Origin of the sequence: Tellurirhabdus bombi, assembly GCF_021484805.1 — a bacterium.
Taxonomy (GTDB): Bacteria; Bacteroidota; Bacteroidia; order Cytophagales; family Spirosomataceae; genus Tellurirhabdus; species Tellurirhabdus bombi.
Genome location: NZ_CP090557.1, coordinates 3782489 through 3795075, shown reverse-complemented (window position 1 = coordinate 3795075; position 12587 = coordinate 3782489). Strand labels below are relative to the sequence as shown.

The 12587-nt window shown below is 48.5% G+C and carries 11 protein-coding genes; 9 read left to right on the top strand and 2 right to left on the bottom strand.

Features of this window, described 5'->3' with window-relative positions; translation table 11 throughout:
- Positions 1–5 precede the first annotated feature (5 nt).
- From L0Y31_RS16075 to rplT, 5 genes are all read left to right on the top strand, one after another.
- Positions 6–1190, top strand: a complete 1185-nt coding sequence (locus L0Y31_RS16075) for a tetratricopeptide repeat protein (protein ID WP_234734101.1) — start codon at positions 6–8, stop codon at positions 1188–1190.
- A gap of 73 nt (positions 1191–1263) precedes the next feature.
- Positions 1264–3219, top strand: coding sequence for a threonine--tRNA ligase (gene thrS, locus L0Y31_RS16070; RefSeq protein WP_407084039.1), 1956 nt, complete (start codon positions 1264–1266; stop codon positions 3217–3219).
- Between the two features lie 196 nt (positions 3220–3415).
- On the top strand, positions 3416–3976 hold the full coding sequence (gene infC, locus L0Y31_RS16065) for a translation initiation factor IF-3 (protein WP_234734100.1): 561 nt from the start codon (positions 3416–3418) through the stop codon (positions 3974–3976).
- 138 nt (positions 3977–4114) lie between these two features.
- Entirely contained in the window at positions 4115–4312 is a 198-nt protein-coding gene (rpmI, locus tag L0Y31_RS16060; RefSeq protein WP_234734099.1) for a 50S ribosomal protein L35, read from the top strand.
- Positions 4313–4417: 105 nt separating this feature from the next.
- A complete protein-coding gene (gene rplT, locus L0Y31_RS16055) occupies positions 4418–4762 on the top strand; it encodes a 50S ribosomal protein L20 (RefSeq protein WP_234734098.1) in 345 nt (114 codons plus the stop codon).
- Positions 4763–4846: 84 nt separating this feature from the next.
- Here the strand turns inward: rplT and L0Y31_RS16050 are convergent, their stop codons facing one another.
- Positions 4847–5257, bottom strand: coding sequence for a nuclease A inhibitor family protein (locus L0Y31_RS16050; RefSeq protein ID WP_234734097.1), 411 nt, complete (start codon positions 5255–5257; stop codon positions 4847–4849).
- Between the two features lie 131 nt (positions 5258–5388).
- Here L0Y31_RS16050 and L0Y31_RS16045 point away from each other — a divergent pair, with 131 nt between their 5' ends.
- The 4 genes from L0Y31_RS16045 to L0Y31_RS16030 all read left to right on the top strand — a co-directional run bounded on the left by L0Y31_RS16045 (position 5389) and on the right by L0Y31_RS16030 (position 9951).
- Entirely contained in the window at positions 5389–5964 is a 576-nt protein-coding gene (locus tag L0Y31_RS16045; RefSeq protein ID WP_234734096.1) for a DUF937 domain-containing protein, read from the top strand.
- 135 nt (positions 5965–6099) lie between these two features.
- A complete protein-coding gene (locus L0Y31_RS16040) occupies positions 6100–6711 on the top strand; it encodes a superoxide dismutase family protein (protein ID WP_234734095.1) in 612 nt (203 codons plus the stop codon).
- Between the two features lie 208 nt (positions 6712–6919).
- Positions 6920–8845, top strand: coding sequence for a molecular chaperone DnaK (gene dnaK / locus L0Y31_RS16035; protein WP_234734094.1), 1926 nt, complete (start codon positions 6920–6922; stop codon positions 8843–8845).
- Positions 8846–9069: 224 nt separating this feature from the next.
- Positions 9070–9951 (top strand): N-acetylmuramoyl-L-alanine amidase-like domain-containing protein, encoded by an 882-nt coding sequence (locus L0Y31_RS16030; RefSeq protein ID WP_234734093.1) that lies wholly within the window; start codon positions 9070–9072, stop codon positions 9949–9951.
- Here L0Y31_RS16030 and L0Y31_RS16025 read toward each other — a convergent pair whose 3' ends face one another.
- Entirely contained in the window at positions 9952–12315 is a 2364-nt protein-coding gene (locus L0Y31_RS16025) for a gliding motility-associated C-terminal domain-containing protein (protein ID WP_234734092.1), read from the bottom strand.
- Between the last annotated feature and the right edge of the window lie 272 nt (positions 12316–12587).

Below are 12587 nucleotides of genomic sequence, written 5' to 3'. Positions count from 1 at the left end.
GGATAATGCGGTACAAAGTTTCGTTCGTAAGTGGGTTATTGATCGCCGGGATTTTATGGGGTTGTGGGGAAGATGACCGTCGTCAGGCCCGCATTCCGACTGTGCCGCAGAACTCCGCCGAAATCCGCAACCAGAAAGCACTGGAAGCCTTGACCCGGGCCATTAATCAAAGTGCACCAGCGTCGGCGTATGCGCGTCGGGCGGCGCTATATCTGGAAAATGGGCGTTTGGATGAGGCCTTGGCTGATATCAACGAAGCGCTTGATGCAGACGACGATGTAGGGCGTTATTACCTGATTCGGGCCAAAATTTTGCGTGGCCAGCGGAAAATCGCGCAGGCGTTGGAAAGTGCCCAGCGGGCGGAAGGGCTTGGCATTGAAACGCCGGATTTGTATATTGTTATGGGCGATTTGTTTCAAGAAAATCGCCAATTTGAACAAGCGCGTTTATACCTAGCAAAAGTATTGCAAATGGCTCCGTATGAGGGGGAAGCCTTCTATTTCAACGGATTAATTGCTGCTAAATACGGAGATACAACCCGCGCGCTGGCTTATTATGAGCGTGCCCTGGCGCTGAAACCCCGCTATCTGGACACCTACAGCCAGCTAACGTCGATTTACACGGCACAGGGAAATTACGAGACAGCCTTGGTTTATAACAAACGAGCATTGGCGTATTTCCCTAAAAATGCCCAGCTGTTTTATGGGCGGGGGTTAACGTTTCAACGGGCTTACCGACCTGATAGCGCCTACCAGTATTATCAACAGGCGATTCGGTTGCAACCGAACCTGTATCAGGCTCATTTTCAGGCGGGCCAAATCTGCTTGCGCTGGCGGGCTTTCGGGCAGGCTGTACGGCATTTTGAAGAAGTGCAAAACGTGAAGGCTGATTTTCCGCGTATCCGGTATTTTCTGGCAACGGCCCTGGAGTATAACAACCAACTCGATCAGGCGCTGGCGCTGTATGCGAAGGAGCAGGCCGCCAATCCGGGCGACTGGCAGGCCAGAAGCGGTGCCTGGCGAGTGCAACGAAAGCTGGCGGGAACGTATAACGTAGCGCCAGCGGGGGAGGTTGCGCTGGATGATGAACCAGCCCGGCCAGGTTCGGTCCTGGATACAACCCGCGTAAAAATTATGACCATCAAACCCCGATCCCGCTTCGGCGAGTTAGGCGATTCAACTAGAAATTAACGATTAAGATGGGGTTTGCTGTCTAAGCTTTGTATGCCTTAAAACAGTGAACTTTGTTTATTAAACTATAAAAATGATGAGTGACCAAATTCGCATTACGCTACCGGATGGCAGCGTACGAGAGTACCCCAGCGGTGTAACCAGTCTGGAGGTTGCCGCCAGTATCAGTGAGGGGCTGGCCCGGAATGTACTGGCTGCTAAAATAAACGGCACGGTGCAGGATGCCACGCGCCCCATAACAACCGATGCAACGGTAACCCTTCTCACGTGGAATGATCCGGAAGGGAAATCTACTTTCTGGCACTCGTCGGCTCACTTGATGGCCGAGGCAATGGAAGCGCTGTATCCCGGCATCAAATTTGCCATCGGGCCACCGGTCGAAAATGGATTTTATTACGATGTCGATCTGAACGGTCAGCATTTTTCGCAGGAAGACTTCAAGAAAGTCGAAACGAAAATGCTGGAACTAGCCCGGCAGAAAAACGAGTATGTACGGAAAGCCGTTCCAAAAACCGAAGCCATCGCATACTTCGAGGAAAAAGGGGACCCTTACAAAATCGAGCTTCTGGAAGGTCTGGAAGATGGCAGCATTACGTTCTATACCCAGGGTGGATTTACCGACCTTTGCCGGGGACCGCATATTCCCAATACGGGTTTCATTAAGGCGGCCAAGCTGATGAACGTGGCCGGCGCTTATTGGCGTGGTGACGAAAAAAACAAGATGCTGACCCGCATTTATGCCGTTACTTATCCAAAGCAAAAAGAGTTGGATGAGTACCTGTACCTGTTGGAGGAAGCCAAGAAACGGGATCACCGGAAATTGGGCAAAGAGCTGGAAATCTTCACGTTCTCGGAGCGCGTTGGTCAAGGTTTACCGCTTTGGTTACCCAAAGGAGCTATTCTGCGTGAGCGGCTGGAGAATTTCCTGCGTCGGGCTCAGGTCCGGGCTGGTTATCAGCCTGTTGTGACGCCACATATCGGTAGCAAGCAACTGTATGTAACTTCGGGACACTGGGAAAAATACGGTGAAGATTCGTTTAAACCCATTCATACTCCGGAAGAAGGCGAAGAGTTTTTGCTGAAGCCGATGAACTGTCCGCACCACTGCGAAATCTACAAAGCAAAACCACGTTCGTACCGGGATTTGCCACTGCGTCTGGCGGAATTTGGTACAGTTTACCGCTACGAACAATCGGGTGAGTTGCACGGCTTGACGCGGGTGCGGGGCTTTACGCAGGACGATGCGCATATTTTCTGCCGCCCGGATCAGGTAAAAGACGAGTTCAAGAAAGTAATTGACCTGGTTTTGTACGTATTCAAGTCGCTGGGTTTTGATAATTACAGTGCGCAAATCTCCCTCCGGGATCCGAATAAAGAAGGGAAATACATCGGGTCGGATGACCTTTGGGAAAAAGCCGAATCTGCCATTATCGAAGCGGCTCAGGAAAAGGGCCTGCCAACGGTAACGGAACTGGGTGAGGCCGCCTTCTACGGTCCAAAATTGGATTTTATGGTGAAGGATGCCCTGGGGCGTAAATGGCAGTTAGGCACCATCCAGGTGGATTATAACCTGCCTAACCGCTTCGAACTCGAATACACCGGTTCTGATAACCAGAAGTACCGGCCCGTGATGATTCACCGGGCACCCTTCGGGTCGCTGGAGCGTTTCATTGCTATCCTGATCGAAAATACGGCGGGTAATTTCCCGCTTTGGCTCTCACCCGACCAGATTGCGATTTTGCCAATTTCCGAGAAGTACGAGGATTACGCCAACGATGTGTTCCTAACCTTGCAGGAGCGGGACATTCGCGGGTACGTTGACTTACGCGACGAGAAAATTGGCCGCAAAATCCGGGATGCTGAAGTAGCTAAGGTACCTTTTATGCTTATTGTAGGGGAGAAGGAACAGGCCGAAGGGAAACTGTCCGTTCGCCGCAAAGGAGAAGGAGATCTTGGGGCTATGGACATTGAAGCCTTTATCGAATTATTTCAGGAACAGGTAAAGCCAATCGCTGACAGAACCGCCTGATTTTGGGTTAAAAGTGGCAACAGGGCCAAATGGAGTAGCTTTCATTTCGCCACTTGCCGCTTTTGATTTTTACCACTTAAAAAAGTTTAACGGCCTCTTTTGCGTGAAAAGAATAGATTTTTTATTTTCCCGGAAACTTTCGAAAACTTGCTGCGTTATAGGCTCGTACCCTTATTTACAACTCTAAACACAATCTATGGCATTACAGCGTAGACCAATGCGCCCACCGCGCGTGGTCGAAGAACCTTACCGGATTAACGAACGTATCCAGGCTAAACAAGTCCGCGTGGTCGGGGAAAACGTAGAGCAAGGCGTCTACGAGATCCAGCAGGCGCGTGCCTTAGCGCAGGGACAAGGACTTGATCTTGTTGAAATCTCTCCCAATGCAGTTCCTCCTGTCTGTCGAATCGTCGATTATTCGAAATTCAAATACGAGCAGAAGAAGAAACAGAAAGAGATTAAATCGAAAGCTCAGAAAGTCGTTATCAAAGAAATCCGGTTCGGCCCTAATACCGATGATCATGACTTTGATTTTAAACTGAAACACGCCATTAGCTTCCTGAAAGAAGGAGCTAAAGTAAAAGCGTATGTTCAGTTTGTCGGTCGTGCTATTGTCTTCAAAGAGCGTGGCGTTGATATTTTGCAGCGCTTCTCGAAAGGACTGGAAGAGCACGGAAAAATAGAATCAGAACCAAAGCTAGAAGGAAAGCGCATGACCATGTTTATTGCGCCCAAAGTAGTTGTGGTTAAGAAATAACAGTGCAAAATAGAAAGAGTTAGGCCGGTTGAGTAAAGAGTCTGATTTAAAAACTCTTGCTTATCCTGCTTAACTCTTGACTTTTTTGTATCTTTGCGGCCTGTTTCACGATTTTTTCAACAATTCTGTTTTACACCAATGCCTAAAGTTAAAACCAACTCAGGTGCCAAAAAGCGCTTCAAGCTAACAGGCACCGGTAAAATCAAGCGGAAGCACGCTTTCCACAGCCACATCCTGACCAAGAAGTCAACCAAGCGCAAGCGGAACCTGGTTCACAACACGCTGGTAGCTCCTGGGGATGAGCGTCGTGTTAAAGTAATGCTTAACCTGGCTTAATGGCCAGACCATCTTTGGTTACCTTGTTTCACCCGACACCTGGCTCCAAGTATAGGAAATTGATAAATATCCTGTCGCCAGCGTCAAAAAACACATTTATTTACAATGCCACGTTCAGTAAATCATGTCGCCTCACGGGCACGTCGTAAAAAAATCCTAAAACTGGCCAAAGGTTACTATGGCCGTCGTAAAAACGTTTGGACGGTAGCTAAAAACGCCGTCGAAAAAGGTCTTGGTTATTCATTCCGTGACCGTCGCCAGAAAAAACGCGATTTCCGTGGTCTATGGATTCAGCGGATCAATGCGGGTGCGCGTCAGCACGGTATTTCCTACTCAGCTTTGCTGGGAAAAATTCATGCCGCAGGTATTGAGTTAAACAGAAAAGTTTTGGCTGACTTAGCCATGAACCATCCTGAGGCTTTCAAAGCCGTTGTTGAAAAAGTGAAATAAACAGTAATTAGCAGTGGGTGATCATCAAAGCGTAGGCTTCGGTGGCTGCTCACTGCTAATTTTTTATCCCTAGCTATCCCGCCGCTACGTTTCTACTACTCTTGTTTTCAGGCCTGCCCAGCTGCCATCGGGCTTGCGGCCTAACAAAAAAACATCGATTTCAATCCGCCCGCTTCGAAATACCTGCCGGTCTGCTAGCTGACGATTCACTTCTTCCTGAAGGATTTTAAACCGGTTTAGAACGGCTTTCTCCTCTTCACCGTACCAATCCTGTTCCGTTAGAACAGGTTCCCAAAATTCATTTTCGGCGACTTCTTCCATAAAAATATCAGCTGGAATCAGCACAAGATTTTTAACCTGACTCACCGTTAAAGGAGGAGCGGCCTGGTAAGTAAATTCAATATACTCAATGGGTTCGTCGGATTCGCTGGGGTAATACAGCCCATTTGTCAATTCTTCCCAGGGCATTTTTTTGTCAGATGTCTCCAGATTCATGTGTTACAATTTAAGAAATGCGGCGTCTTACTACTATTTAACAATATGGCAATCCTGTAGTTATCAAAGTAACTGACAAATGTAATTCGGTCAAGTGAATAGCTAATTCTCATTTTTAACTAAACAATCTTATGCTTGATATATTGATGAATCTGGTACGCCAGAATACGGGTGGTTCAGGGCTAACCGGGTCTGCGATTCCAAATGGACAGAGTGAGGATGCAGTAAAGACGGTCTCCAATGGCATTTTGGGTGGTTTGCAACAGCAAGTGACGAGTGGAAACCTGGGCGGCCTGATTAGCATGTTTACCGGAAAAGGAGGGAGCGTCGAGCAAAATCCGGTAACCGGGCAAGTATCAAACCACGTTGGCGACCAGCTTCAGCAGCGCTTTGGCATCTCGACCCAGCAGGCAATGTCCATTGCTGCTGCAATTGTGCCGATTGTACTAAGTAAACTTGTACATAAATCCAATGATCCACAGGATTCCAGCGTAAGCACAGGAGATATAATGGGTAACCTGACAGGTAAGCAAGGCGTCGACTGGGCAAGCATGGCCGGTTCGGTAATGGCCGATGGAAAATTAGACATGAATGACCTAACCCGCTTGGCGGGCAACTTCATGGGCGGTGGCAGCAGCTCATCCAAAGAACCAGAGAAACAAAGTGGCGGCTTAGGCGGCTTATTGGGCGGTATGTTTGGTCGCTAAATCACTGCAAATTTATTGATAATCAGAAGACGGAGGAATCCGTCTTTTTTTATGCCCAATCGAATGGAGTTTTAAAACATTTTGGAGAACAGTTTGTAATATAGGGATATTCGTTACAAATAAACTACTCGAAACATGGCTGAAAAATCAGAACTCAATGGCTCCCGGGAGACCCTTGTCAATACAACCCGTAAAACAGGTGTTGCTAAATTCCCCTTCTGGTGTGGGCTGGGAATCATGAGTTTGGGGTTGATAACAGGTTGTACAGACCACCAGTCAAATCCACCGACAACCGCCACCGTAACAATCGTTAATACAGCGGGAACGACCATTGGAACAGCACGTCTGTCCGAAGCAAACAACGGCGAAGTAACCATTGTGGTTGAGGCGAGTGGGTTGCCCGTTGGGGCACACGGTATGCATTTTCACCAGTTTGGCGTAGCCGATCCTAAAGCTTCGCCTCCTTTCTCAACGTCGGGTGAGCACTACAATCCAACGAGTAAACAACACGGTCTTCACAACCCGAATGGCCCCCATGCGGCTGATTTACCGAATCTGGTAGCGGATGCCCAGGGGAACGCAAAGATGACCACCAAGACAAAGCTAATTTCGTTATCACCGGGACCAACCACCTTATTTGACGCCGATGGAAGTTCACTGATTATTCATGCTAATGGTGATGATCAGACTACGGATCCTTCTGGAAACAGCGGTGGACGCATTGCCGGGGGCGTTATTGAACGGTAGACATACCTAGTTGATTACAAAAAGAGCAGTCAAACCTGCTCTTTTTTGCGTTAGTGACAGTTCAAGCAGCAAGCTGATAGCCATTTGGTCAGCTTTTCCTGTCAATCTGTCACAGAAAAAGGCTTTTTAAGTGGCTGGCACATCCCTTGCTAAACTAGAAGTATTGTCAGCATAACCCTTTAAAAAGCATTTAGCAAATAAATATAGTATGGGAAAGATTATTGGAATTGACTTAGGAACAACCAACTCGTGTGTGGCCGTAATGGAAGGAAACGAGCCAGTGGTAATTCCAAACAGTGAAGGTCGTCGGACTACCCCCTCAGTCGTTGCGTTTATGGATAATGGTAACGGCGAACGTAAGGTGGGTGACCCGGCTAAACGGCAAGCGATCACGAACCCAACGAACACGATCTCCTCGATCAAACGGTTCATGGGGAAGCGATTCAATGAAGTACAAAATGAAATCAAAACGATTTCTTATTCGGTAGAACGTGGCCCAAATGATACGCCGCGCGTCCGGATTGGAGATCGCCAATATACACCCCAGGAACTTTCGGCGCTGGTTCTACAAAAAATGAAGCAGACCGCTGAAGACTACCTGGGACAAACCGTCACGGAAGCAGTTATCACCGTTCCGGCTTACTTTAACGATGCAGAACGTCAGGCAACCAAAGAAGCCGGACAAATTGCGGGTCTGGATGTAAAACGGATCATCAACGAGCCAACCGCCGCCGCGCTGGCTTATGGTCTGGACAAAACACACCAGGACATGAAAATTGCCGTCTTTGACTTAGGCGGTGGTACATTTGATATTTCTATTCTTGAATTAGGTGATGGCGTGTTCGAAGTTAAATCAACCGACGGTGATACGCACTTAGGTGGTGATGACTTTGACCAGGTAATCATTAACTGGCTCGCTCAGGAATTCAAGAACGACGAAAACATTGACCTGCGTCAGGATCCGATGGCGTTGCAACGCCTGAAAGAAGCGGCCGAAAAAGCGAAGATCGAGTTATCAAGCTCGTCGTCAACGGAAATCAACTTACCGTATATCATGCCGGTAAATGGGATTCCGAAGCACTTGGTTCGGACATTAAGCCGCGCTAAATTTGAGCAACTGGCTGATTCACTGATTCAACGCAGCTTGGAACCTTGCCGCCGGGCCCTGAAAAATTCTGGATTGTCGGCAAGCCAGATTGACGAAATCATTCTGGTTGGTGGTTCAACCCGGATTCCAAAAGTACAGGAAGAAGTAGAAAAACTGTTTGGTAAAAAGCCTTCTAAAAACGTAAACCCGGATGAGGCAGTAGCCGTAGGTGCTGCGGTTCAGGGTGGTGTCTTAACGGGTGAAGTAAAAGACGTTCTTCTGCTAGACGTTATTCCGCTGTCACTGGGTATTGAAACCATGGGCGGTGTGTTTACGAAGCTGATCGACGCAAACACGACAATTCCAACCAAGAAATCGGAAGTATTCTCAACGGCATCGGATAGCCAGCCAAGCGTGGAAATTCATATCCTGCAAGGCGAACGTCCAATGGCTACGCAGAACCGTTCACTAGGCCGCTTCCACCTGGATGGTATTCCACCAGCTCCGCGGGGCGTACCGCAAGTCGAGGTAACGTTCGACATTGATGCAAACGGTATCCTGCACGTAACGGCTCGTGACAAAGGCACAAACAAAGAGCAGAAAATTCGGATTGAGGCTTCCAGCGGATTAAGCGATGCTGAAATCAACCGGATGCGTGAAGAAGCAAAAGCCAACGAAGAAGCTGACAAAGCGGAAAAAGAAAAAATTGAGAAGGTGAATCAGGCTGACTCGATGATTTTCCAAACCGAAAAGCAGCTAAAAGAATACGGCGACAAACTGTCTGATGCAAATAAGTCCGCTATCGAAAGTGCGCTGACTGGCTTGCGCTCAGCCCACGCTTCCCGCGACGTTGCGGCCATCGAGTCGGCCATGGCAACGATCACTGAAGCCTGGAACGCTGCTTCGCAAGATATTTACAACACAGGTGCTCAAGGTGCCGCTCCGGGTGGTGATCCCTTTACGGGTGGACAGCCGAACGGTGGCGGTCAGACTAACAGCAGCCAGGATGGCAATGTGTCAGACGTACCTTACGAAGAAGTAAAATAAGTAACCTGAATGATAGTAGGCCCCGGCAGCAATGTCGGGGCTTTTTTTGTGCGTTTACGAATAAGACGAGTCGGGCCAATTACAGGAAAGGATAAATTCAGCCGTAAGACAAGGAAAGAAAAGAAAGAACGTTTAATTTCGTGGCTGAGTAGACGTTGAATTTATTGATTTCATGCTTGAAAGAGTAATAAATTCCGCCGTCAGCTTTCTTAACCACCGTCTGTATGAACAAAGTTTTTGCTGCTCTCGTAACACTCGCTGTTGCTGCGTCACCGTCATTGGCTCAATACGCAACTTCGGATATTCGGCAAGTGGCCTTCACAACGGGACGAACGGCGGCCGAAACGACCTTGTCAATTGGAAAGTCTTTTTTGGGGAAACCATACGTGGCCCATACACTCGATCAGGGGAATGCCGAACAATTGCTCGTTGATTTTCAGCAATTTGATTGCACAACGTACGTGGAAACGGTACTTGCCCTGGCGCTCACTGCCCAAAAACCAGCTGAACAAGTCACTTCAGAAAGCCAGGCGTTTCTTTTTCGTGACCAGCTAACGCAACTTCGCTATCGGGATGGAGTAGTCAATGGATACGCCAGTCGGCTGCATTACTTTTCGGACTGGCTGAAAAATAATGAGAAGAAAGGATTGATTCAGGATGTTACGCAAAAGATAGGAGGGATCAAGGTGTCAAAGCCAATCACGTATATGACATCCAGTACGTGGAAGTACCCGCAGCTCAGTGACCCGGAGGTTTACAAACAAATTGATCAGGTTCAACAAGATATTAGTAAACAACCTTTCTGGTTTATTCCCAAAGCAAAAATTAAAGCCATCGAAGCCAATCTTCAGGATGGTGACATCATCATGCTGACAGCGGCTCGCCCCGGTCTGGACATGAAACACGTTGGTTTTGCGATCTGGCAAACCGATGCCAAGGGAGAACGGCACGTCTATTTACTCCATGCTTCTTCCGAATACGGCGAAGTGATGATTACTGAGCAACCACTAACCAGCTACGTTTTATGGAACAAGCGACTATCGGGTATCCGGGTAGCTCGCTTAAGCCAAACCAACCAGCCGCAGGTGCTGCGGGCCATGCGTTAATTACTTCAAAATAACCAGTTGGCCTTTGTAATCCATGCCTTTAAAGCCCGTTTTGATGTGGTATTGGTAAACGCCCGGTGTGGCTTGTGAGCCTTGAGAAATACCATCCCACGGATTACTATAGCCTTTGGAAAAATAAATTACTTCACCCCAGCGGTTCAGGATGGCTATTTCGCAATCTGCATAGCTGCTTATGTTGCGAATTTCCCACGTGTCGTTGATACCGTCGCCATTGGGTGAAAACGCTTCGGGAATGAATAAACGATCCACTACTTCGACTTGTACAGTGGCGGTAGCTGTGCAACTGCCCGACGACGTTGCTACCACTTTGTAAGACGTTGAAGTAGCGGGCGATGCGATGGGAGTTGCGCTGCGCGGATCGCTCAGGTCTGTTGGTGGCGACCAGATATAATCAGCCTGCGAAACGTTTACGTTAGCTTCCAGGCGCACCTTTTCGCCTTTCATAACGACGTAAGAGGGCTGCGCGTTAAGTTCCAGCGCTGGAGATACGATAGCCCAACGCGAAACTTCGCTGCGACAGCCGTTGCTTCCCGTATAAGAATAAAAAATCTCGTGACGACCTGTACCGGCCACCGTAGGGTTAAAGTTGGTTCCTTGAACCCCTGTGCCTCGGAAGCGTCCGCCTAACGGCCAGCCCTGCAAGGCAACGAGTTCCGTGGAAGAGGCACACAAGGTCAATATGGAATCAAGCTGAACCTGCGGCTTACTGAGTTGCGTAAGACTGGCAGTAGCCGAAACCGAACAACCTTCTGGCGTAGTTACCCGCACAAAGTAAGTGCCTCCTTGCTTCACGGAAATCTGGTTAGCGGAAAGAGAAACCGGAAAAGGTGTCTCGTTAACCGACCAGTTGTATTTAAAATTAGCGCCTAAAGCGGTTGATAGCCGCACCGAATCGCCTTCACAAAACTGCGGGGAGGAAGCCTGTATGCGAATGCTAGGAGGCGATACGGTACGAACGCGTAACGTGTCGCTAGACGTGCAACTGGCCGTTGAGCTTTGAATCTGGGCGGTGTAAAGACCCGATTGGTTAATTTTGACCTGCGGTTTTGTTTCTCCAGCAATCACTTGCCCATTTAACAGCCAGCTATATCCCTGAATAGCGTTGGAAGTGCCCGTAGAAGCGGTCAGCGTAAGCGTGTCTCCGTCGCATACCGGAAACGCGCGGGAGGCTGTAATGGTTACTTTAGGACCTGCTTCCAGTTGCACCTTAACCTCTTCGGAGATTGTATCGCCCGCGCATTGGCCCGAAAAACTTTTAATAACTGTATAAGTGCCCGATTCTTTAACAACCAGAATGGCCCGGTTTTCACCCGCTATATTGGTGCCGTTTAACTGCCATTGGAAAGCCCATTCCGGGCGGTTTTCAACGGCTAACGTCAAAGGGCTACTGCTGCACCAGTTGACCTGCCGAACGGGTTTTGCATCCTGAGTGATGATGGCAGGCGGGGGCGTATTCTGGGAGCAATCGACAACGGGTAATTGAAAGTCCCGGCGAATCGAGCCAATCCGGACCCCATTTCGGTATTCATCCACTTGAACTGTAAAGACATAAAGCCCAATGTCGGATGCCCGAACGCTGATCCGTCCGGTACTGCCATCTACTCTCAGCGGCGAAGGTCCGGGAATCATGTTTGAGACGCCAATGCCTTTGGCAAAAGTGACTGGAAGGTAAGCCGGAGCCGCTGGGTTACGGGTGGTTGCCTCAGGATTGCGGGTAGACCAGGGCTCAACCAACGAATAACGAAGCTGGTCGCCGTCGGCGTCCGTGGCCTGAAAGTTCATGCTAAATGCGTCATTGATGCAGATATAAGCACCGTTTGGCTGGGAAAACTCGGGGGATGAATTTTTGAAAAAAGCCCCATTCTGCGTCATGGCCGGAAACTCAAGGTAAAAGACCATACCCGCCTGACCAGCTCCCGCCAGGTTGGAAATATCGTTATCGCGGCAACAGCGCGTCCAGGATATGTAATAGCCCTCCGGTTCGGCATAGTTGCTGATATTGAATTGATGATCCGTTCCGTAGCGATATCGAATGATGTTCAATTGCCGAAGCTTGGAGCAGGCTTCGTTGCCGTAAACCAAAGGCGTATAATCCAGCCGGTTGAGGGTGATGACTTCAATACGACGGTGATTTTTTTTGCTAAAAACCTGAAGGCTAATGTTAACATCAATCGAATCGGCGGAGTAGACGGCGCCGTTCAAAAACTGGTTGAGCTCAATTCGGAATTGGCCGGGTCGGCTCAGCGCTTTCATCGAGATATCTCCGCCATGGATATGCCGCGCCTGTGCTGAAGCGGCAAGCAGTAGCAGGAAAACGGTCAGAAGACGCGTTAATCTAGACATGTAAGTAAACGTTCAGCAAATAGATTTAATCAATCCTTCCTTCTCTGTTCTTCTTTTCTATTTTACTAAGTGTTCTTTGCCAGCTGTCAAAATTCTCGCTAATCTGACTCTGTTTTAGTACTGCAACAAGGACAAGCCCGTAACCAGTAAGCCTATCTAATTTATACTTATTTTATGACTTATTTATACGAAACTTAGCGAGAGGTTTGGCAGTATTGAGTGCATTCCGGCAGTTATAACGCCAAACCTCTCTGTTTATGCATTTTTTTAAT